This is a genomic window from Desulfobacula toluolica Tol2, assembly GCF_000307105.1.
Taxonomy (GTDB): domain Bacteria; phylum Desulfobacterota; class Desulfobacteria; order Desulfobacterales; family Desulfobacteraceae; genus Desulfobacula; species Desulfobacula toluolica.
Window position 1 is genome coordinate 1,877,629 of sequence record NC_018645.1, and the last position, 21,279, is coordinate 1,898,907.

Annotated in this window: 19 protein-coding genes; 12 read left to right on the top strand and 7 right to left on the bottom strand. The window is 43.6% G+C overall.

The annotated features are described in order from the left end of the window. Positions 1-26: 26 nt before the first annotated feature. Positions 27-1,115: an NAD-dependent epimerase/dehydratase family protein gene (locus TOL2_RS08555; protein WP_014957096.1), complete on the top strand. Its 1,089-nt coding sequence runs from the start codon at positions 27-29 to the stop codon at positions 1,113-1,115. Here the strand turns inward: TOL2_RS08555 and TOL2_RS08560 are convergent. Both TOL2_RS08560 and TOL2_RS08565 read right to left on the bottom strand, forming a co-directional pair. Further along, positions 1,112-2,104: a universal stress protein gene (locus TOL2_RS08560; protein ID WP_014957097.1), complete on the bottom strand. Its 993-nt coding sequence runs from the start codon at positions 2,102-2,104 to the stop codon at positions 1,112-1,114. The two genes, TOL2_RS08555 and TOL2_RS08560, sit on opposite strands and share 4 nt — an antisense overlap. A gap of 87 nt (positions 2,105-2,191) precedes the next feature. Continuing rightward, positions 2,192-3,826 (bottom strand): bifunctional aminoglycoside phosphotransferase/ATP-binding protein, encoded by a 1,635-nt coding sequence (locus TOL2_RS08565; RefSeq protein ID WP_014957098.1) that lies wholly within the window; start codon positions 3,824-3,826, stop codon positions 2,192-2,194. A 528-nt stretch (positions 3,827-4,354) separates the two neighbouring features. On the opposite strand from TOL2_RS08565, the gene idi reads away from it, so the two are divergent. After that, a complete protein-coding gene (idi, locus tag TOL2_RS08570; protein WP_014957099.1) occupies positions 4,355-4,900 on the top strand; it encodes an isopentenyl-diphosphate Delta-isomerase in 546 nt (181 codons plus the stop codon). 75 nt (positions 4,901-4,975) lie between these two features. On the opposite strand, the gene TOL2_RS08575 is transcribed toward idi, so the two are convergent. Together TOL2_RS08575 and TOL2_RS08580 are read right to left on the bottom strand one after the other, a co-directional pair. Further along, complete coding sequence (locus TOL2_RS08575) at positions 4,976-5,635, bottom strand: metallophosphoesterase family protein (protein WP_014957100.1); 660 nt, start codon at positions 5,633-5,635, stop codon at positions 4,976-4,978. 99 nt (positions 5,636-5,734) lie between these two features. Next, positions 5,735-6,694 (bottom strand): LysR family transcriptional regulator, encoded by a 960-nt coding sequence (locus TOL2_RS08580; protein WP_014957101.1) that lies wholly within the window; start codon positions 6,692-6,694, stop codon positions 5,735-5,737. A gap of 297 nt (positions 6,695-6,991) precedes the next feature. On the opposite strand from TOL2_RS08580, the gene TOL2_RS08585 reads away from it, so the two are divergent. The 10 genes from TOL2_RS08585 to TOL2_RS23575 all read left to right on the top strand — a co-directional run bounded on the left by TOL2_RS08585 (position 6,992) and on the right by TOL2_RS23575 (position 17,686). Beyond that, complete coding sequence (locus TOL2_RS08585) at positions 6,992-8,833, top strand: PEP-utilizing enzyme (RefSeq protein ID WP_014957102.1); 1,842 nt, start codon at positions 6,992-6,994, stop codon at positions 8,831-8,833. A 9-nt stretch (positions 8,834-8,842) separates the two neighbouring features. Next, positions 8,843-9,925: a PEP/pyruvate-binding domain-containing protein gene (locus TOL2_RS08590; protein WP_014957103.1), complete on the top strand. Its 1,083-nt coding sequence runs from the start codon at positions 8,843-8,845 to the stop codon at positions 9,923-9,925. A 150-nt stretch (positions 9,926-10,075) separates the two neighbouring features. Beyond that, a complete protein-coding gene (ppcB, locus tag TOL2_RS08595; protein ID WP_014957104.1) occupies positions 10,076-11,482 on the top strand; it encodes a phenylphosphate carboxylase subunit beta in 1,407 nt (468 codons plus the stop codon). 163 nt (positions 11,483-11,645) lie between these two features. After that, a complete protein-coding gene (locus TOL2_RS08600) occupies positions 11,646-13,301 on the top strand; it encodes an AMP-binding protein (protein WP_014957105.1) in 1,656 nt (551 codons plus the stop codon). An 80-nt stretch (positions 13,302-13,381) separates the two neighbouring features. Next, the gene (locus TOL2_RS08605) at positions 13,382-14,620 is read left to right on the top strand and encodes a Tm-1-like ATP-binding domain-containing protein (protein WP_014957106.1); all 1,239 of its coding nucleotides are present in this window, start codon (positions 13,382-13,384) and stop codon (positions 14,618-14,620) included. Continuing rightward, positions 14,620-15,222: an HD domain-containing protein gene (locus TOL2_RS08610; RefSeq protein ID WP_014957107.1), complete on the top strand. Its 603-nt coding sequence runs from the start codon at positions 14,620-14,622 to the stop codon at positions 15,220-15,222. Before TOL2_RS08605 ends, TOL2_RS08610 begins: the two co-directional genes overlap by 1 nt. A gap of 67 nt (positions 15,223-15,289) precedes the next feature. Beyond that, entirely contained in the window at positions 15,290-15,940 is a 651-nt protein-coding gene (locus TOL2_RS08615; protein WP_014957108.1) for a CBS domain-containing protein, read from the top strand. 38 nt (positions 15,941-15,978) lie between these two features. Further along, on the top strand, positions 15,979-16,620 hold the full coding sequence (locus TOL2_RS08620) for a UbiX family flavin prenyltransferase (RefSeq protein ID WP_014957109.1): 642 nt from the start codon (positions 15,979-15,981) through the stop codon (positions 16,618-16,620). A 64-nt stretch (positions 16,621-16,684) separates the two neighbouring features. Then, the gene (locus tag TOL2_RS08625) at positions 16,685-16,999 is read left to right on the top strand and encodes a TIGR04076 family protein (protein WP_041279379.1); all 315 of its coding nucleotides are present in this window, start codon (positions 16,685-16,687) and stop codon (positions 16,997-16,999) included. A 12-nt stretch (positions 17,000-17,011) separates the two neighbouring features. Continuing rightward, positions 17,012-17,686: an HAD family hydrolase gene (locus TOL2_RS23575; RefSeq protein ID WP_051012333.1), complete on the top strand. Its 675-nt coding sequence runs from the start codon at positions 17,012-17,014 to the stop codon at positions 17,684-17,686. Here the strand turns inward: TOL2_RS23575 and TOL2_RS08635 are convergent. Genes TOL2_RS08635 through TOL2_RS08645 form a run of 3 tightly spaced genes read right to left on the bottom strand, consistent with a single transcriptional unit; the run spans position 17,657 to position 21,214 of the window. Continuing rightward, entirely contained in the window at positions 17,657-19,966 is a 2,310-nt protein-coding gene (locus TOL2_RS08635; RefSeq protein WP_014957111.1) for a xanthine dehydrogenase family protein molybdopterin-binding subunit, read from the bottom strand. The genes TOL2_RS23575 and TOL2_RS08635 overlap by 30 nt on opposite strands. Further along, positions 19,953-20,435: a (2Fe-2S)-binding protein gene (locus TOL2_RS08640; protein WP_014957112.1), complete on the bottom strand. Its 483-nt coding sequence runs from the start codon at positions 20,433-20,435 to the stop codon at positions 19,953-19,955. Before TOL2_RS08640 ends, TOL2_RS08635 begins: the two co-directional genes overlap by 14 nt. Next, a complete protein-coding gene (locus TOL2_RS08645; RefSeq protein ID WP_014957113.1) occupies positions 20,426-21,214 on the bottom strand; it encodes an FAD binding domain-containing protein in 789 nt (262 codons plus the stop codon). The genes TOL2_RS08640 and TOL2_RS08645 overlap by 10 nt, the downstream gene beginning before the upstream one ends. Positions 21,215-21,279: the final 65 nt, after the last annotated feature.

A 21,279-nucleotide genomic window follows, 5' to 3' on the forward strand; every position in this document is an offset into this window, starting at 1 on the left:
GCGTTTTTATTGTCAAGCGGGTTAAAATGGGGTATACGATTTTGATCACCGGGGCATCCGGTTACCTGGGCTCGGCACTGTGTGCGGAATTGTCCCGGGATCATCATATTATCGGACTTTACAGGCGCTTTCCGTCTGAAAAACTACAGACAGTTGCGCCAAATGTCAGATGGGAAAAGGGTGATGTCGTTGATGAAGATTGCCTGGACCTGATTTTTAAAAATGGGATTTCACGGGGCCGGCCCATTGATTATGTGATTCATTTTGCAGCCTTTACGGGTTTTGGTGAAAAATGGCAGGATGAATACAGCGATACCAATGTTATCGGCACCCGGAATATTATCAAATCCGCCTGTGCAGCAGGTGTGAAACGGATTCTTTTTGCCGGGAGCATTGCCGCACTTGAGCCTCTTGCCCAGGGAGAAGTGTTGACGGAAAAATCATTGGTCTATGGTCGCATGGCATATTCTAAAAGCAAGGCCATGGGAGAAAAACTGTTTGCCAAAAATTCAGACCGGGTCCCGGCAATAGTACTGAGGCTTGGCGGGGTGTTTTCAGACTGGTGTGAACTTCCTCCTTTATTCAGTGTCATGAATCTTTGGAGCAAACCGTTTGTCGGAAAGATGGTGCCGGGACAGGGAAAGTCAGGATTCCCTTATATTCACCGCAGGGATGTGGTTAAAATTGTCCGGAGAATCGTTGAGAAAAATGATAGTCTTGACCGGTTTGAAATATTGTTTGCATCCCAGTCCGGCTGCACATATCAAAAAGATTTGTTTCCGATAATTCGAAGGGAATGCAAGAAGAATTTTTCGGATAAACCTGTGAACATGCCTTTGTTTCCTTTGAAAATAGCTTTGCATGGAAAATTTATTGTCAATACTCTTGCCGGAAAAAAAACTTATGAAAGGGCCTGGATGATTGATTATGTCGACAGGCCCCTGGTGGTCGATACCTCCTATACCCGTAATAAACTGAACTGGAAGCCCAGTCCAGGGCTTCACATCCTTGAGCGTTTACCGGTTTTGATGTATTATTTTAATCATCACCACCGCAAATGGTATGCCCGGAATATTAAGCGTAATGATCAAAATTATGAATATGAGCCGGATTAGCAAGCAGAAGGCCCTTTTCTTTTTTTTAGATGAAAAAGATTAATAGATCGGTCCGTTGCAGTTTCCCTGTTTTGATCCGGTATCTGGATATCATGCCATTTTTCAAGTGCTTTAGGGTCGTTCAAGACCAGAACCGGACAATCGGCTCTAAAGCTGACGCGCTCTACAACACTTCCGGCATACCATTTTCCCGCATAGTTTTTTCCAGTATCATTTTTTGTGTGTGATCCAAGGATGATCAAATCTGCATCTGTTTTTTCTGCACATTTCAGCACTTCCTGATGCGGCAGGGCACCTCCCCAGATCTTATATTCATGCTCTGTTCCATCCAGGTAAACATCACAGAATTCCTCAAGTTTTTTTGTTAACGCATCCATATCCGTCTTGTAGTGAACCCCATTATATTTCGGATATGGCGGAATCGGAATCATGAAAAACGGATAAAGAATTGAGTTGAAATCCCGGGATAATTTAACAGAAAGGCAAAGCGCGCATTCACAGGATATGGAAAAATCAATGCCCACAATTATTTTTTGGAACTTGAGCTTTTCTTTTGCAATTGGTTTGTTAATGATCATCATTGGACAGTTTTTCCGGGTGAGTATCTTTCGGGCAGTATTTCCGATTTTTTTGTTTTTCCTGACCGCCTCTTTTTTTTCAGTCTGTTTGGAGTGCGGACCTAAAATGATCAGGTCTGTATCCGGATTATGGGCCTCATTGAGTATTTCTTTCCATGGGCAACCAGTTCGTATGGTGAATCTGACGATATGGGAGTAAGTTACATCACTCTCATAGGTCTTGTGCAGTTTGGTTTTTATGGTTTCAGTATAGTCGGGGCTAACCTGTTCCGTGTTGCTTGTGAAACCAGGCTCAAGGACGTGAAGGACGGTCAGTTTGGCATGGTATTGTCCGGCAAGATCAAGGGCCGTCAATACCGGAGCATCGGCACGGCTTACCCTGTCTGTTGCAACCAGGATATGTTTAAACATGATACCCTCCTTATCTTAAATCATGGCTTTGAAAAGCCTGTTTTAAATCATTGAGCATCTGTATTACATCTGTTTTGAACTTAAGTCTTATCTGTTGTTATATGCCATTTTTGATTCGGTTTGACCGATATCAATCATGGCTTTTGCATCAATTCGGAATGCTTTAATTAAAATTTTTCTTAAGACATCCTCAAGGGGAAATGCCGTGTCCACACTAATGTGAAGAGCATTCCCGGCATACCGGAACCGTTCGTATCGGGCAGTGAGTTTTTCAAAATGATCAATTCTTGCATCTGAAACCGATGGGCTGAATTGCCTTTCCAACAATCTCTCTTTTATTGTTTTTTCTCCGGCACGGCATTCAATGAAAACAGGTTTAATACCTTTTTCCTTTGCCAGACAGATCACTTCTTTTCTGTGCTTTGCCTTGCTGTAAGTTGCATCCAGAATAACGGATCTTCCTTTTTTGATTTCTTCTCCTGCCAGACATAAAAGTTTTCCATAGGTTAGAGATGTTACCAAAGGTGAATATAGTTTTTCTCCAAAAAGGTCCGTGCCGCTTTCGTAGGGCTGGAGCCCGAACATCTGTTTTCGAACGGCATCGGATCGAATCGTTTTTATTCCAAGCACAGCAGATAATTTTTTTGCAATGGTGCTTTTTCCTGTTGCCGGTTTTCCGAAAATTACCCATATGCGGGGCCTGAAAAACTGGAGCGCATACTGAGATGCAAGATCAAGATATTTGATGGCATCCAGATGAACAAATTTTCTTTTTGCTTTCAGAAGATCGTGGGATTGCAGGAAAATACAATTGACTTTGCACCGTACCAAAGCCCTGTAACATTTATAAAAAGCAAGGATCAAAAATCCATTCAAGTCGTTTGTATGCCGGAGAAATTCATTTAAAAGGCAGTCTCCAAAGCCGGGTTCTTCATTAAAATCCAGATCCATCAAAAGAAAAGCCAGATCATTGATAACATCTATATGGCGCAGACGGTCATTGAATTCAATGCAGTCAATGATCTGAATACCGGTATCTGTAAAATAAATATGGTCGGTTCGAAGGTCTCCATGGCAATCACGGATCTTGCCTGCCTTTAGCCGACGGTTAAAATAAGATTGATGATTTTTTAAAAAGGACAGGGTTGCTCCCCGCACTGTTTCCCATATCTCTTTGTCTATAAAGATTCCGCAGCTGTCTTTTGTCTGTCTGAAATTTTCCCGGCAGGCATCATAAATATTTTCCCATCCTTCCCCTGTATGGAGCAATTCGCTTTTAGGTGTCTGAAAGTGGAATTGAGCAAGTATCCTGCCCAGTGAAACCAAATCCATTTTGTTGATTTCTCCGGCTTTGATCATATTATGCAATGATTTTGAATCACTTAGCTGACGCATTCTGACAGCGTATTCTATTGGCTCTCCTTTTCCTCCAAGATAAATAACACCATTTTTGCGGGTAATGGCTACCACATCCAGATAAATATCATTTGTCAGCCGGCGGTTTAAAAAAAATTCCCTGCAGCAATAATAACGGCGTTTTTCAAGACTGGAAAAATCCAGGAATCCAAGATCAAGGGGCTTTTTGATTTTGTATACATAATTTCCGGTTAAAAATATTTTTGAAATATGCGTGTCTTTTTGACGTATACCGGCAACAGGATGAGGGTAGAACGATGAATCTTCCATAGCCTGGAATACACGTTTTTGAATCTGCTTGTCCATAACGGCTCCTTTGAGTCTTTAATTCTTACAATAAAAGCCTGGAGATCTGTTTATGTATAATTAAGTTATGAGAATGATGAGAAGCAAGAATCATTCAAAAAGAGCAAATTTACAAATTTCAATAGGACATTAATCTGCACAAGTTAACTCATATAAGAAAATCTAAATTACTGTTACGGGTCAAAAGAGGGGGGGGCAAATACTGTGAATGAAATATCTGATATCAATACCTCATAATACTTTCATTTATAAGGTATGTCAACAATCGCAGGACAGGCACATCCGGCAGCTTTTATAATCGTCTTGATGCCGATTGTTAGATCATTCCATGCCGGAAAATTCCAGAATGAGAGGCATCCTGACCTCATAAGCAAATCTTATAGATTGCATCAGGTTATATAAATTGACATTACGGGTATCCATCCATATCATTTATTTACATTGTTTTGCCAACTTGTCATGAGGTTGAATTGTGAATATAAGGCTGTTTTTTAAATGTGTGACTTAAAAGCCGGCAGGAGATGAAATATGGAAAACTGCGAAGAATATGTGGTTATAGTGGATGAAGAGGACAAGCAAATAGGCATTGAGAGGAAACTTACGGTACATTCAAAAAACACACCTTTGCACCGGGCTTTTTCTCTTTTTTTGTTTAACTCCACAAAGGAACTTCTATTGCAGCAAAGAGCGAAAGATAAAAAAACATGGCCCCTGGTATGGTCAAATTCCTGTTGCGGCCACCCGTTGCCGGACGAATCCTACACAAGTGCCGTTATAAGGAGGACCCTCTATGAACTCGGGATAAAATTAAATGCCGTTGAAAAAATTTCAGACTACCGGTATTGTTTTTCCCGGGACGGCATCATGGAAAATGAAATTTGTCCTGTTTTTGTGGCATTTTATGATGGCAGTGTGGTGCCTAATCCCAAAGAAGTACAGGCTGTCAAGTGGATAAAATGGGAGGATTGGCTGAAAGAAACAGGCAAACACCCGAACAGGTATTCACCCTGGTGTGTCGAGGAAACCCTTATTTTAGCTGCAGATAGCAAATTTAACAGACTGCACGTTTTATAGATCTGCAAAAAATTGACGGTTTGTTTTTTTGCAGACTTGCCTGGTATGAAACAGGTGTTTACTATATTGCAGACGTCATGTTTTTACCATCCGAACGATAATATGCTTGTTCTCCGTATCATATATGGCATATTTTGATGCGTCAAAATTATCCCTTGAAAATCCGATACTGCCAACGTTCAAAAGAATTTTTTGATTTTCTTCCAAAGGGATGGTGCAGTTTTTTGTGATTCTTCTGCGATATACGATTTGGTCTTTGTAGGTGATCAATTTTAATTTGTGGGTATGGCCGGTGAAAAAAATCTGTTCTTTGGAATTGTTAAACAAAGATTTTAAATAGTAATCTGTGACATCATAAATATAGGTGGTTAATTTATCAGGTGGTGTGCCATGGACAAAATGACAATTTGCCAATTTTAAATAATCAGGGGTGTTTTCAAGGTATCGGACGGATCTGGTTGAAATTGCCGCAATATTATCCAGCAGGGGCTGTTTGATGGACTTGGGAAAAACTTCAAGATAATCCCTGTTAAACATGGCAAGTTCATGGTTGCCCCTAACTGAGATTACGTTTTTTTCCATTAACAATTTGATGGTTTCTTCGGGCTGATCGCCATACCCGATAATATCGCCTAAGCAGACATATTGATCAATTTGATAATTTTTCATATCTTTAAAAACCGTGGCCATTTTCGAATAGCAGGAGTGGACATCGGAAAAAACAGCTATTTTCATATTTCAACCTTTTTTTAAAAAAAATATATGTTGCTAAATATAATAAAACCTTATCATGAGAAGTAAATCCCGATGTTTTTTTTCAGGCATGCTTGCCATTTATTCATTCTGGGGATGCTCGGCAAGAATTTTTGCCATTATGGATCCTATACCTCCCCGGGGCGTTCCTTCAATAAAAGAATTTTTAAAAACATCGAAGAAAGCCTTTGCAGCAGGCGAAAGCGGTGTGTTTTTAATATAAGCAAAGCTGACATTAAGAAATATTCTGGTGTTCTTCAAGCTGCGTGAAATTAGTTTTTTTTCTTTTGTTTTATGATCAATAGCGGGTTTGACCAGAAAAGATATCCCATCCCCTCTTTCCACAAGATTCATGATAAATTCGGTATTATTGGATTCCATGAAGATATTGGGTGTGGCGTTGTGCTTTTTGTAAAGATCCATTATTTTTTTTCGGGTTCCGGAACCTTGCCCCCTCATGATAACCGGTTCCAGGGCAATATCATTAAATTCAATTTCTTTTTTTCGGTTCAACGGATGGTTTACAGGAAGAATAATGACGATTTCTTCCAGGCTGAAAGGAATAAATTGAATTTTTGGATCAGTGACTTCCATTTGTGCCACCACAACCACTTCATTTTCAAATTCCAGCAGGCTTTTGATCATGGTCATGGAGCTGCCTTCTTGAAGAATGATTTTTATTTTGGGATAGGCCCTGTGAAAAACTGAAATAATGGACGGCATGATATGTTTGGCATAGGCTTTGGTACAACCCAGTTCCAAAAGTCCCTGATTCAGTTCTTTTATCTGGCTCAGAATGTTTTCAACCTTATCCTCAATCTTGAAAATGCGTTCCGCCTGTTCAAACAATAATTCCCCCAGGTGGGTGAGAATAAGCCTCCTCCCTGTTTTTTTGAATAATTTCATATCATAAAAATTTTCAAATAATTTAATCTGGGCCGTTACAGCAGGTTGGGAAATAAAAAGTTTTTCAGCGGCAATAGTATGGCTTGAGTGCTTTGCAACATAATAAAACGCCCTCAATTGATTCAAATTGATCATGTGTCTCAATCCTCAACTTAGGTTGTTGCCTGGAAAAATATACTATAAGAAAATCTTATAAATGTCATAAGTTTATATGAATTGACACTTTTTTTGTCAACACATATTACTAAATACAACATACTTGCTATTTTTATTAAATTTGACTTGTTTTTAGATGTTGACGGCTTCTATCGTCATCCCACGCATCGCGTTTTATTTTTTGTAAGTATGAATTTAAGATTTCCAGATTTTATTTTAGTCGGTTTTGTTTTAGTCGGTTCTTTTTAACACTTAAAATTTTTTATGGAGGTAAAAATGGCTGATAAGAATTTTCCTAATCCCCACGAGATAGAAGCAATACCCGGCACGGAAGGGTGGGAGAGAATGTATCCGTATCATTATGTCTTTTCAACTAAAGACAAAGAAAGGGAAGCGTATGAGAACAATACGTTCTGGTTCAATGATGCACTTCACTACCCTGAACCCTTGTATCCCTTTGATATTATCTGGGATGAGGCATGGTTTCTGGCACTGTCACAATTTAATACCCGGATTTTCAGTGTTCCACCGGTTTATGGCGTAGATCATAGAATTATCAACGGAAATGTTTATATTTCTCCGGTACCTGTAACTGATCCTGAAGAGGTTCAAAAAAGAATCCCCATGTTCATGGAAAGAGCCGGATATTATTATGAAAATTGGGATGACCTCCATAATCAATGGGAAAATAAAATGAAGGGAATCATTTCAGAAATTGAAAATCTTGAAATTGCCTCCCTGCCGGACATGGAAGATATCTCGGTGGTTAAAAACGGACTTGGAACCTCAAGCGGGTATGAGTTGCTCAAGAACTATGACAAGCTTATAGATTTGGGCATCAGGTGCTGGCAGTATCATTTTGAGTTTTTAAACCTGGGATATGCCTCCTATGTCACATTTGTTGATTTTTGTACCAAAGCCTTTCCTGATATCCCCCTCCAAAAAGTCACCCAGATGGTCGCAGGAATTGATGTTATTTTGTACAGGCCTGATGATGAATTGAGAAAATTGGCTAAATTGGCGATTGAGCTGGGCATTGATTCTCAAATCGGAGGAGATACCAAGGATATTGACGATGTTATTTCGGAACTTCAGGGTTCTGAAAATGGTAAAAAATGGGTCGCTGCATGGGATGAAGCTAAATATCCATGGTTCAATATTTCAACAGGAACCGGATGGTATCATCAGGATGTTTCATGGAACGACAACCTGAATATCCCTTTAAGTTCCGTTAGAATATACATTGGCAAACTCAATGAGGGTAAATCCATAGACAGGCCCCTTGAACAAATAAAAATCGAACGTAAAAAACTTATTGTGGAATACAGAGGCTTGTTAAAAACAGATGAAGACCGGCAGACCTTTGATCAACTTCATGGTACGGCAGAACTGGTATTTCCCTATGTCGAGAATCATATGTTTTATGTGGAGCATTGGTTTCATTCCGTATTCTGGAACAAGATGAGGGCTGTTGCCGCCATCATGGCGGATAATAATTTTCTTGAGGGGCAAGAGGACATCTGGTACATGTCCCGCAGTGAAATAAAAGAAGCATTATGGGATCTGGTCACTGCCTGGGCAAGTGGTACAAAGGGATATGGTCCCTTGCACTGGCCTGAAGAGATCCAATGGCGAAAAGGGGTTTATCAAAAATTCAAGGAAAATATTCCAATCCCAGCAGTTGGCAAACCGCCTGAAACAATTGCAGAACCGTTTACCATTGTGCTTTGGGGAATTACCAATGAAAGCATGTCAGCATGGGCGAAGTTAAAAGAAATCGGTGATCCTGATAAAGTAAACGAGATGGAAGGTTTTGCAGGATCTCCGGGTGTTGCTGAAGGCATTGCAAGGGTATGCCGGTCAGTAGAAGATATCGGCGAACTCAAAGAGGGCGAAATCCTTGTAGCACCAACGACATCACCGTCCTGGGCACCGGTATTTCAAAAAATCAAAGCAGTTGTAACGGATGTGGGCGGCATCATGTGTCATGCCGCTATTGTTTGTCGTGAATACGGCATGCCCGCAGTTGTCGGAACCGGCCAGGGAACGACAATCATAAAATCCGGCATGAAAATCAAGGTAAATGGCGATACAGGCAAAATCCATATAGAAAGGTAGGATGATATCATGGAAAAGAGATCTGATTACGTCCGCTGGTTTGAAGAATGCGACTTGGAATTGATTCCCGTTGTGGGGGGTAAAAACGCAAGTCTGGGCGAGTTGCTAAAAGCCAAAATCCCTGTTCCTCCGGGCTTTGCAATCACTACAAAAGCCTATAAGCTTTTTCTTGAACAGGGAAAGATCAAACAGAAAATATTTAAGATTATAGATGGCATCAAAGCAGATGATGTGGACTCTGGCGAAACAGCCAGTAAAACCATCCGTGATCTCATTGAAAAGACACCGGTAAGTGACGACCTTCAGGATTATATCTGCGAATTTTACAGACTGCTTTCCAAAAAAAGCAACGTCCCTGCGGTTCCGGCTGCCGTCAGATCCAGCGCAACGGCTGAAGATCTCCCCGGTGCAAGCTTTGCCGGTCAGCAGGATACTTTTCTCTGGATAAGGGGGGCGGATGATATCCTCAAGCATGTAAAAAAATGCTGGTCAAGTCTTTTTACCTCCAGGGCCATTTACTATAGAACAAAAATGGGATTTCCTCATGAACAGGTGGAGATTTCCGTTGGTGTACAGAAAATGGCCAATGCATGGACAGCCGGTGTGATGTTTACCTTAAACCCTGCCACCGGAGACAGATCCACTGTTGCCATAGATGCAAATTGGGGATTTGGAGAGAGTGTTGTAAGTGGTGAATGCACGCCGGATAATTTTATCATTAATAAAATTACGGATGAAGTGATTAAAAAATCAATTTCCCATAAAACCATTGCATATACTCGTGATCCCAAAACACATTGCGTTGTAAAAACCAATGTTCCGGTGGAAAGAGCCGATATGCAATGCGTTGTTGATAAAGACGCCGTTTCGCTTGCCATCATTGGAAAACGAATTGAAAAACATTACGGCAAGGCCATGGATATTGAATGGGCCATTGATAAAGACACGCCCGGCAAAGCCAAAATACTGATTCTTCAAAGCCGGCCGGAAACCGTATGGAGTGACAAAAAAGCAAAACCGGTCATGAAAACAAGATCATCAGCTCTTGAGCATATTTGCGCAGGACTTGTTGCCGGCAGAAAAGTCAATTAATGATTGCATAAATTAATTTTGTTCAATTCCCGGTCCTTGATGTTTAAGTACCGGCTAAAAATATAACCCAGTGCGCATCGCGCCTGTAACCCTATGGTTGCGTCATGATTATTACATCATGGGGTTGCACCTGAAAAAGGAGAAAAATTTATGAAGGACATGAGAGATTTTGTAGCTGTTTGTGAAGAAAAAGGTCTTTTGAAACGGATTACAGCTGAAGTTGACACCCACCTGGAATTGTCCCATATTGCAAAATTAAATGAGGAAGCCCAGGGTCCTGCCCTGCTTTTTGAAAACGTTAAGGGTTTTGACTCACCTGTTATTACAAGTGCCGCCACAACTGTTGAACGCCTTGCTATTATTATGGGTGAGTCGGAAAAATCAAGCCTTACCGATCTGTATGGCGCATGGGCGGAAAAAGCAAAATCGCCGATCAAGCCAAAATATGTGGATAAAAGCCAGGCACCTTGCAAGGAAAATATCCTGATGGGCGATGATGTGGACCTCAATAAATTTCCGGTCCCACATTATTATCCTCTGGACGGCGGTAAATATTTTGGGACGGCTCATTTTATAATTACCAAAGATCCCGACTCAGGATGGGTTAACCTGGGCACCTATAGGAGTCAGCTTCTGGGTAAGGATAAGATCGGCACCCAGTTTATTAAAGGTAAACATGCCGATATTATGCTGAAAAAATACCAGGCATTGGGCGAACCCATGCCGGTGGCATCCATTGTAGGTTGCGATCCCATATTGTTTATCCTTGGCGCAGCAAGGGTCGGTGCTTTCACCAGTGAATATGATGTAGCCGGTGCCTTTCGCGGTGAGCCCGTGGAAATTGTCAAAGGCGAAGTGGTTGACCTGCCCATTCCAGCCCATGCGGAAATCGTGGTGGAAGGGTTTGTGGATGCGGAAAAATTCATGGAAGAGGGCCCGTTTGGCGAATATACCGGATATTATTCTGGTGTGGGCACTGATCCCAGAAATTTTATTGATGTCAAATGTATTACCTACAGGAACAACCCGATATTCTGGGGAACCACTGTCGGGCGTGCGGTAACGGATTCTCACATGGTTATGGCCCTGTCCTATGGTGCCACCTTGTGGCAGCAGCTCAATGAAATGAATATCCCTGGCTTGAAAGCAGCTTATTGCCCGCCGGAAGGAGCCGGAAGATTCCTTGCCATTATTTCCATGAAACAAATGTATCCGGGACATGTTGATCAGGTTCTTACCGCATCAATATCAACGGAAATGGGTGCTTATGGCCTTAAGACCGTGATAGTGGTGGACGAGGATATTGATCCATGGGATATTCCCAGGGTGATGTATGCCTTGAGTTTCAGGTTCCAGCCCAACCGTTCCCAGGTGATCAAACGGGGCCGTTCAACTCCGCTTGATCCTTCATTGCCCATTGAAGCAAGGGAGATTACAGGAAGACTTCTCATGGACGCCACTATTCCTTATGAATGGAAAGACAAACCAATTCCCATCGAACTTGATTCTGACATGGTTGTACAGGTGAAAGAAAGATGGTCAGAGCTTGGGTTATAGGAAAATACCATTGACTTACAGCTTGCGATAAATCTGTTGTGGCAGGCCGGAAGGCCTCAGATAATAAATAAATATTTCGGCCTGCCACATGGTTTTGCGAGCAGCTCTGAAATCGAATGATAATTGATATTGGAAAAAAATGCTACAAAGGAAAGGATGAATTGTGAAACCAATTCGATATACCAAAGAGATGACTGATGAATTCCTGGAGGATGGATACTGGACCCGGGAAACATTTTATGATTTCTGGGAAAAGAATGCCAGGGAGATACCGGATCAGGAAGCATTGGTGGATTCAAAATACCGGCTGACATGGAAACAGGCTGTGGAACTTGTGGATGCCATGGCCATATCCTGGGTTGAAATGGGGATTGAAAAACACTCCAGGGTGATCATTCAGTCTCCTAACAGCGTATACGGCTTTCTGGCAAGAATTGCATGTGAACGGGCAGGGCTGATTTCCCTGACGGTTTATCCGTATTTGAGAAAAAAAGAACTGACCTACATGGTTGACCGAACCAAGGCCTCGGCCGTGATTATTCTTGCCAACTATAACAAGTTCAACTACCTTGAAATGTACGAAGATCTTCAAAAGGATTTTCCCCATCTGAAAAATATATTTTTGTTTGATGACATGGTTCCTCAGGATGCACCAAAAGGAACGTTTTCATTGACCTCAATGGTTGAAAAAAGAGTTCTTTTGCCGGTGGACAAGTCAGTTCTTGTAAAAAGACGCTTTGACCCTGTTGGAAATATTGCCATTCTCACCACCACCTCCGGTACTACGGGTATCCCGAAATTGGTTGAATGGCCGCCTGCTCCCAGAATATGCACCTCAAAAGGCCGGGTGGATATCTGGAATCTGACCAAAGACGATATCACCATGGCCATTGCCCCTCATGCAGGCGGGGCTGCCGGAACTCTGACCTATTTTGCAGCGCCTATTGCGGGAGCCAAAACCGTTATGCTGGAAGAGTTTTCCCCGGATGCGGCATTGGCCCTGATTGAAAAAGAAAAAGCCACTGCCATTGGCGTGGTGCCGACCCATCTGATAAGGATGCTTGAGGCGGATGTGTCAAAGTATGATTTAAGCTCGTTGAGGTTTATCCGTTCCGCAGGCGGGTATCTGGCTCCCCAGGTGGCAGAGGAGGCAGAAAAAGCCTTTGGAGCCTCCATCACAAGTGATCTGGGCACCCAGGACATGGGGTCTGTTTCAGGCTGCAGGGTTGAAGATTCCAAAGATCTGAGACGGCGGACCGTGGGCAGAATGCTGCCAGGCAATAAGGTACGGCTGGCAGACAAAGAAAACAAGGAGAAAACAGTTCCCGATGGTGAACCCGGTATTCTGTATTTCAGGGGGCCTCATGCACCGGCCGGGTATTACCGCGACGAAGAACTCACCTCCACGGTATTTGACAAAGACGGCTGGACAACTACGGAAGATATTGTCAAGTTTGACCAGGGGTGTCTCTGGATACTGGGCCGTGCAAAGGATATGATCATCCGGGGCGGTCAAAATATTTATCCTGCCGAAGTGGAAGGCCTGCTCAACGATCATCCTGCCGTGGCATCGGTTGCCATTGTTGGGTATCCTGACAGGGAAATGGGAGAAAAATGCGCAGCCTATGTTATTCCGAAAAAAGGCGAGCAATTTGATTTTAAGACTATGGTCGATTATTTGAAATCCAAAGATATCGCCATGTTCAAACTCCCTGAACATCTTGAAATCGTGGATGAATTCCCGGCTGTTGGAGATTCCGGCAAGGTGAATAAAGAGACACTTAAAAAAGATATTCGCAAGAGATTGGGTTTAAATTAGGTTTATAATATTAGAACTGCAGTAATTGCAGGTTTTAATTGTATTGCACAATTACTGCAGTTCTATCAGAGGTTAAAAAAATGACAAACTCAAAAACCGTTTTAATTATATCTACCCTTGATACCAAAAGAGAAGAAACACGGTATTTGAAGTACAAGTTTAAGGAAATTAGTGTTTTACCTCTTTTAATGGATCTTTCCATGCGGGGAAAGGAAAAGTCCCATGCTGAATTGACTCCGTCCGATGTGGCGTCGGCAGGTGGAAGCACCATAGAACAAATTAATAATTCCAAAGAGCGGTCTACCATAACCAATATTATTATTGACGGGGCAACGAAAATTGCCAAGGATCTGTATGCGGCAGGAAAAATTCACGGAGTTATGGCCCTTGGCGGGTCAACCGGATCTTTGATGGCAACAGATGTCATGCGGGCATTGCCCTTTGGGATTCCAAAGCTTATGATCTCTTCAACAGCAGCGCTTCCCGGACTTTCCACAAAGTATATCGGTACAGGTGATATTTTATTGTTCCATTCAGTCATTGAAATATCCGGTGTGACGGATATGCTAGCCAATGTTATGGACAGGGCCTGTTATGCCATGAAAGGCATGATAAAGTATGTTAACAATTCCTTTGCAGGAAGCGACAAAAAAACCATTGCCATGACCATGCTGGGTCCTTGTGAACAATGCGCCAGTTCAGTCAGACAAGCCCTGGAAAAAGAAGGATACCAGGTCACCGGGTTTTCCGCAGCCGGTGTCGGGGACAGGGCCATGGAAAAGATGATTGCCGAAGGGTTTTTCCAGGGGGTCATTGACCTGGCACCGGGCGGTGTGGGAGAACATTATTTCGGGTATATGCGCGACGGCGGTCCTGATAGGCTGGAATCCGCCGGAAATAAGGGAATTCCCCAGATTATTTCCTTTTGCTCGGTTAATCACATGACCCCGTCCAGGTCAAAATATAAAAAAGAATTCCATGAACGGCGGAAATATGATCTGGATAAGTTTCGGACCTGGCTTCGTTTGTCTCCGGATGAACTCAAAGAGGTGGCCTGTGAATTTGCAAGAAAACTCAATGGTGCAAAAGCTCCTGTGAAGCTTCTGATCCCCACCCGGGGGTGGTCGTCGGTGGATTGCAAGGGCAATCCAACCTATGATCCGGAAGAAGATAAAATTTTTGTGGAAACATTGAAAGACGGTTTGAATTTTGGAAAAGCCGGTCTGGATTCCGGGATAGAAATTATTGAAGTGGATGCTAACATGGAAGATTCAGCGTTCAGTCAACAGGTAACTATGGCGGCATTGGAGCTTTTTTAATGGATGCATTGTTTGAACAGCGGCTGGTTGAAATGATTGAGCCAATATACCAAAAGGGCCGTGACGGAGACTGGGACCATGTTCAGCGTATGGTAAAATTTTGTAAATTCCTGCTGAAACATGAAGACGCAGATGAAAATATCGTGCTGCCGGCAGCATATCTCCATGATATCGGCTGGACTGCCATTGATTTTTCCGACTTTAACATCGCAACTCCCAAGGTTAAAGCCAAGGCATCAAGCGTTGCTTTGCATATGGAACAAGGTGCGTTCATTGCCGGTAAAATTTTGACGGATCTTGAATATGATCAAGCCAAGATCAAAGAGATACAGGATATCATTAAGGTTCATGATTTGCCGGAAACGGTTTTTAAAATGAACAATATTTGTGCAACCCTGGTCGTTGAAGCAGACCGGCTGGACAGATACGGCAAAACAGGTCTTGCCAGGTTTAAAACCATGTTTGGAAAAGATAAGCTTGAGGGACAATACTGGGAAGAAGCCAGGCAATTAAGGCTTGACGGTCTTAAAAAATGGTTTAGAACACGAACGGGAGTTGCTTTGTCTGAAAAACTGGCCATGGAGATGGGGTTGTTTGATTAGCAGAAGGGCCTTGCCTGTTTTTTTTGAGCAGGGGTTTAACAAAACCAAAATATAAGGAGAGATAAGGATGATTGTTAAAAACTGGATGTCCAAAAATCCTGATACAATGTCAAGTGATCTTTCAGCAAAAGAGGCCATGGATTTATTTGAAGAAAAACGGGTTCCTTTTATGTCAGTTGTCGATAACGGCAAGTTCAGAGGGCTTATTGCCAGGCGGGATTTAAGAGCGGCTGCTGCCTGGGCCATTGCCAGTCAGGATATTTATGAAATAGAATATTTTAACGAACGATTAAAAGTAAAAGATATCATGGTCAGAAAACCGGTCACGATTACTGTGGATGATTCTGTTGAAACCGCCCTTGAAAAGGGCAAGGCTTTCGGCAGAAGTTTTTTGCCGGTCATGGATAATGATACACTTGTGGGAACCCTTTCAAACAGGGATTTTTCCAATGCTTTGGGTCAGCTTTTGGGAACCTATGAGGGGCTGCACAGTGCTTCCATCGAGATAAGCGGTAATTCAAGGGACAGCATCAGAAAAATCCTGGAAGATATTTTTGCCATGGGACTTGAAATAAAGGGGTTATTTACCTTGAAAAATCCTGATTCCGGTAAAAAAAGACTTATCCTCCGGTTTCAGGCCAAATGCTTTAAAAGAATTATCTCGTTAATTAAAGAAAAAGGTTATAATTTGATAGAAGTTGTCAAACACGAACAATAATAAATAGTTTTTAACCGACAAACCCAAAGGAGTCATGTATGGCAAAACGATTAATTGTAGGGATAGCCGGGGCAAGTGGTGTGATTTATGGGGTCAGGATGCTGGAAGTCCTTAAAAATCAAGGCATTGAAACCCATCTGATTATTTCAGAGGCTGGAAAACTCAATATCAGGATAGAAACCGATTATGATGTGGATGACGTTCTTGCCATGGCTGATTTCACCTATACCAATAAAGATATTGCCGCATCTGTTGCAAGTGGGTCTTTTTTGACCATGGGCATGGTGGTTGCGCCCTGTACGGTTAAGACTTTGTCCGGAATCGCCAATTCCTATAATGAGAATCTTCTGATCCGGGCCGCAGATGTTCAGCTCAAAGAAAAACGCAAAGTTGCGCTGCTGTTCAGAGAAACCCCTTTGCATAAAGGACATTTAAGGCTTTTAACCCAGGCTGCGGACATGGGAGCCCATATTATTCCGCCTGTACCGGCATTTTATCATCATCCCAAAACCATTGATGATATTATCAACCAATCCGTGGGAAAAGTTTTGGATTACATTGGTATCGAACATGATCTGTTTCAACGCTGGGATAATTCAGAACTGGATAAACTTATGAACAACTCTGCAGCCGGTAAAAACAAGAACACCTGTGAGAAAAAGATGGTCGCCATAAAATAAAAAAGATATCAGGAGCAATCGAACCTGAACATACAGATAAAATTTATGATGAAGAAATAATCAAATGATTCAACATCCAAAATGCAGGATCACAGTCATAAAAAGATCGCTTAACCGAGATATTATTGACGCCTATGTGAAAGAAGAAATGAAAAGAATCAGTTTGTGCAGCAAGTTCAAGGAAGGGGACCAATTTTTGGTATATTCTGAATTTGACATGCCGGATAAATTTTGTCACTGGGCCTGGGCGGATATCAGACATGATATCATGGCTGTTGTTAACAGTGTCCGATTTCCCTGGTTCAAGGAAAAGGCAATGACCATATCCGGTTGTACAGACTGGCTTAAGCCGGTTCTGTTTAAAATTGAAAAATTATAGGAGAGAACCGCCATGTTTGAAGACCGGCAATTTGAACTTATACTGTTCGATCTTGAAGGCACTTTGGTGGATTTTCAATGGCACCTGAAGGATGCGGCAACAAAGCTCCTTCAGGTTCTGTTCAATGCCGGCATTGATCCTGCCCGATACGGAGAGTCTCCGGGATATGCCGGTCTTTACAATACTACCAGGGATATTACGGGTGACTGGGATATTCAAGAGGCTGAGCAATTGTTTGGGCAACTTGCCATGATTTATGATTTTTATGATCTGGATGCTTTGAGCAGATGGACCCCATACCCGGACGTACGGCCTGTACTGGAAAAGCTTTCAGCCTGCAAGTATCGTATGGGCGTGGTGAGCAACTGCGGGTATTATGCCGCAGAGACCGTCCTGGAACGTTTCGATCTGGCCGGATATTTTGAACTGGTTGTGTCAAGAAACGATGTTTTGTATTTAAAACCTTTTCCTGACGGATTGAATCTGGCCATAGAGAAGCTTTGCATGCCCGCTGACAAAACTCTGTTTGTCGGTGATTCGATCAACGATATTCTGGCTGCAAATAAAGTTCCCGTAACATCATGTTTTCTATCCGGCGGAGAAAGCCGGGTTACCGGTGAGGACAGTCTTACGGCAGATTTCCGGATATCGTCTTTTTCAGGGCTTGCCGATATCCTGGTCCACTGATTTGGTTTGTTCCAGATCCAGCATGCCCATTAAAATGTTTTCACAGGTCATGGGAAGGGTTCTCAAGTAAATCCCGGCGGCATTATGGATGGCGTGGGCAATGGCCGGTGACGGAGTGTTGATGACCACTTCCCCGATTGATTTGGCACCAAATGGGCCTGTTGGTTCATAGCTGCTTTCAAATTCAACCCGAATTTTTCCCACGTCCTGGCGGGAGGGTATTTTATATTGCATAAAAGAACTGGTGATCATTTTCCCTTTTGTGCTGCAGGCAATATCCTCATACAAGGCCATGCCGATTCCCTGGACAATGCCGCCTTCCGCCTGTATCCTGGCAAGGTTCGGGTTTATGGGGGTGCCGCAGTCAATCACTCCCACATAATCCACCACCTTTGTTTCCCCGGTTTCAAGATCCATTTCAATTTCCGCAAACCCTGCCATGAACGGCGGCGGAGAGACAGGGCTTGAATGGGATGCCCCGGCTGTAAGGCTGGTGTGATTGCCGACTGCTGTTTTTTGCGCCAGATCATCAAGGGTAATTATAGCTTGATCATTGAATATCTTGTTTCCGTCAAACTCCAGAGTTTCTGCCGTGGTTTTCAGCAAAGCGGCCGCCCTGGAAACAATTTTTTTCTTGAGTTTTTCACAGGCTTTAACCACTGCCGTGCCGGTCAAATATGTGGTGCTGGAAGCATAGGACCCGGTATCATATGGGGAGTGATCCGTGTCGACTTGGCTGACAATGATTTGTTCCATGGGGCATCCAAGGCATTGGGCAGCCATCTGAGCTAAGATGGTATCACATCCGGTACCCATGTCTGCGGCACCGATCATCAAGGTGTAAAATCCATCATCCTGAAGCCGGATCTGAGCCGATGCAGTATCAATATTGGCGATCCCGGAACCCTGCATGGTGATGGCGGCTCCCACTGCCCGGACTTTTGTGCTGCTGATTTTTCGGCACGGGTATTTTGTATGCCACCCGATCATTTCCCTGCCTTTTTTGATACAGGCTTCAAGAGCGCAGGAGTTGAGGGGTTCGCCATAATAGGCGCTCAGAGTATCTCCTTTGCGTAACAGGTTCTTCAACCTGAGATCCAGGGGGTCCATGTCAAGTTCGTCCGCCAGTTCGTTTATGGCTGACTCAAGGGCAAAGGTTCCCTGGGTGGCGCCGTATCCTCTGAAGGCTCCTGCGGGCAGGGTGTTGGTATACACCACCTGGTAGCTGAACTTAAATGCCCGGGCCCGGTTGTACAGCGCCATGGTCTTGTGGCCGGACAGGTTGACGGTTGTGGGGGCATGCTCCCCGTAGGCACCTGTATTGGAAAGGGTGTCGATGTGAATGGCCAGGATGTTGCCGTGGCGGTCCGCTCCCGCCCTTACCCGGATGATCATTTCGTGGCGGCTGGTGGAGGCGGTAAAAGATTCATGCCGGTCAAACACCATTTTGGCGGGTTTGCCGGTTTTTAATGTTACAATGGCCGGGAAAAGTTCGCTTATAACGGTCTGCTTGGCGCCAAACCCGCCCCCGATCCTGGGTTTGATTACCCGGACCTTTGCTTTTGGAATATCCAGGGCCTTTGCCGTAATCCTACGGACATGGAAAGGAATCTGGGTTGATGTGACAAGGGTCAGTCGTCCGGCATGATCCAGGTATGAATAGGTTCTGAAGGTTTCCATCATGGCCTGGCTATTAGGCTTAGTATGATAGACACGGTCCACCACACAGTCACATCTGGCAAATTCGGTTTCCACATCTGAGCTTTCAAATCCGCCTGCACAGCACAGGTTTCTTTTTCTATCATTGCCGATGTCAACATTCACATGATAGTTTTTTTCCGGGTGTATTATACTTTCATTGTCCAGGGCCTGTTTTAGATCAATCACCGGCTCAAACTGTTTATATGAAACCTTGATGGATTTTAACGCCCGGTTTACGGTCTTTTCATCTGTGCCGGCCACTATGGCTACAGGATCACCCACATACCGGACTGTTTTATCCAGGATCAGGCGGTCATAGGGGCTGGGTTCGGGATAGGACTGGCCTGCCGTGGTAAATCGTTTGCCCGGCACATCCTGCCAGGTGAGGATACAGTCTATTCCTTCCGTTTCCCGGGCTTTTTGTACATCAATGTCCAGAATTTCGGCAAAGGCATGGGGGCTTCTCAATACTTTGACCACCAGGCAGTTTTCCGGTGCCAGGTCATCTGTGTAAACGGGTTTGCCCGTTACCAGGGCAGCTGCATCAATTTTCTCAACCCCTTTGTTAACATATTTCATCGGCTTCTCCTTTTTTTTGCCCTTGTGATTGAAGGTAGGCTTCAACAGCTCTTAACTGCCCTTCATATCCTGAGCAGCGGCAAAGGTTCCCGGAAAGATATTGCAGAATGTCTTGCCTTGAAGGATTTTCAAGTTCGTTTTTCATTGCCAGGACATTCATGATCAAACCGGGAGCGCAAAATCCGCATTGTTCAACACCCTGGGCCGCCATGAACCGTCCGAATTCCAAGGCCTGGTCTTCCAGTCCCTCCAAGGTGGTCACCTGTCTGCCGTTTACCCTGGCGGCAAGGACAGCACAGGACAATACGGATACACCGTCCACCCACAAAGTACAAAGACCGCAATTGGCCGTATCACATCCGCATTTTACGCTTTTGAATCCCAGGCTCCTTACAAAATCAATGAGGAGAAGATCCGGGGCAATATCCTTGGTGAATTTTTTGTTGTTTATGTGGCATGTTATCTGCATATGGCTTGAATCCCCCTTTTAAGCAAAACTTTTGCCAGAATTTCCCGGTATGCTTTGCTTCCCCGCAGGTCATTTCCAAACGATAATTCTTTGACAACGGCATCACAGGCAGAGTTTATCTGTGCGTCATCAGGATGCCGGGACAATAACCCGGCTGATATTTGTGCCTGTCGGGCTTTGTCTGGTCTTGCACCCAGGGAAAGCCTCCATTGTTCGTTGCACCTGCCTGCGGCAACACAAAGAATCGGAAAATCAGTGGCACTCAGCCGTTGGCTCTGGTAACATGTTTCCCATGCCTGTTTTTTTATGCAAACCTTTACCAGGATATCTTTTTTCCGGGGCATCAGCAGAAATTCAGACAGGGGAACAATCCCTCCATGATACAAGTGGACATGGGTATCCGGGATCATCATGGCGGTTAATACATCTGAGAATCCAAATCGTGAATACACACTGCCGCCAATGGTTGCACAGTTTCTAAACTGGATGCCGACAATATGTCCCAATGCGTTTGAAAAAAGGGAACCAAACCATTTATGAAGCAGGGGGCTTGTCTCCGCCTGCCTGAGACTTGTCATGCATCCGATATCAATGCTTTCATCATTTTCAACGATCTTGTTCAGTCCCAGCCCTGACAGGTCAATGCCGGTGTGATAGGTCTTTTTGCCCATTTTCATCCAGAGCAGTCCACCCAGGATGACATTGTTTTTATCTTTCATAAGCAGATCATGACCTTGTTCAAGACTTTGAACCGATACATATTCTTTTAGTTCAAACATAATGATGCCCCTCCTTTAAAAAAAACGAATTAAATTGCGGTCGGGCATGATGCGACCGTGGACCG

Coding starts and splice junctions, on each gene's coding strand:
- TOL2_RS08555 (WP_014957096.1), top strand. CDS start 27: ATGGGGTATACGATTTTGATCACCGGGGCATCCGGTTACCTGGGCTCG.
- TOL2_RS08560 (WP_014957097.1), bottom strand. CDS start 2,104: ATGTTTAAACATATCCTGGTTGCAACAGACAGGGTAAGCCGTGCCGAT.
- TOL2_RS08565 (WP_014957098.1), bottom strand. CDS start 3,826: ATGGACAAGCAGATTCAAAAACGTGTATTCCAGGCTATGGAAGATTCA.
- idi (WP_014957099.1), top strand. CDS start 4,355: ATGGAAAACTGCGAAGAATATGTGGTTATAGTGGATGAAGAGGACAAG.
- TOL2_RS08575 (WP_014957100.1), bottom strand. CDS start 5,635: ATGAAAATAGCTGTTTTTTCCGATGTCCACTCCTGCTATTCGAAAATG.
- TOL2_RS08580 (WP_014957101.1), bottom strand. CDS start 6,694: ATGATCAATTTGAATCAATTGAGGGCGTTTTATTATGTTGCAAAGCAC.
- TOL2_RS08585 (WP_014957102.1), top strand. CDS start 6,992: ATGGCTGATAAGAATTTTCCTAATCCCCACGAGATAGAAGCAATACCC.
- TOL2_RS08590 (WP_014957103.1), top strand. CDS start 8,843: ATGGAAAAGAGATCTGATTACGTCCGCTGGTTTGAAGAATGCGACTTG.
- ppcB (WP_014957104.1), top strand. CDS start 10,076: ATGAAGGACATGAGAGATTTTGTAGCTGTTTGTGAAGAAAAAGGTCTT.
- TOL2_RS08605 (WP_014957106.1), top strand. CDS start 13,382: ATGACAAACTCAAAAACCGTTTTAATTATATCTACCCTTGATACCAAA.
- TOL2_RS08610 (WP_014957107.1), top strand. CDS start 14,620: ATGGATGCATTGTTTGAACAGCGGCTGGTTGAAATGATTGAGCCAATA.
- TOL2_RS08615 (WP_014957108.1), top strand. CDS start 15,290: ATGATTGTTAAAAACTGGATGTCCAAAAATCCTGATACAATGTCAAGT.
- TOL2_RS08620 (WP_014957109.1), top strand. CDS start 15,979: ATGGCAAAACGATTAATTGTAGGGATAGCCGGGGCAAGTGGTGTGATT.
- TOL2_RS08625 (WP_041279379.1), top strand. CDS start 16,685: ATGATTCAACATCCAAAATGCAGGATCACAGTCATAAAAAGATCGCTT.
- TOL2_RS23575 (WP_051012333.1), top strand. CDS start 17,012: ATGTTTGAAGACCGGCAATTTGAACTTATACTGTTCGATCTTGAAGGC.
- TOL2_RS08635 (WP_014957111.1), bottom strand. CDS start 19,966: ATGAAATATGTTAACAAAGGGGTTGAGAAAATTGATGCAGCTGCCCTG.
- TOL2_RS08640 (WP_014957112.1), bottom strand. CDS start 20,435: ATGCAGATAACATGCCACATAAACAACAAAAAATTCACCAAGGATATT.
- TOL2_RS08645 (WP_014957113.1), bottom strand. CDS start 21,214: ATGTTTGAACTAAAAGAATATGTATCGGTTCAAAGTCTTGAACAAGGT.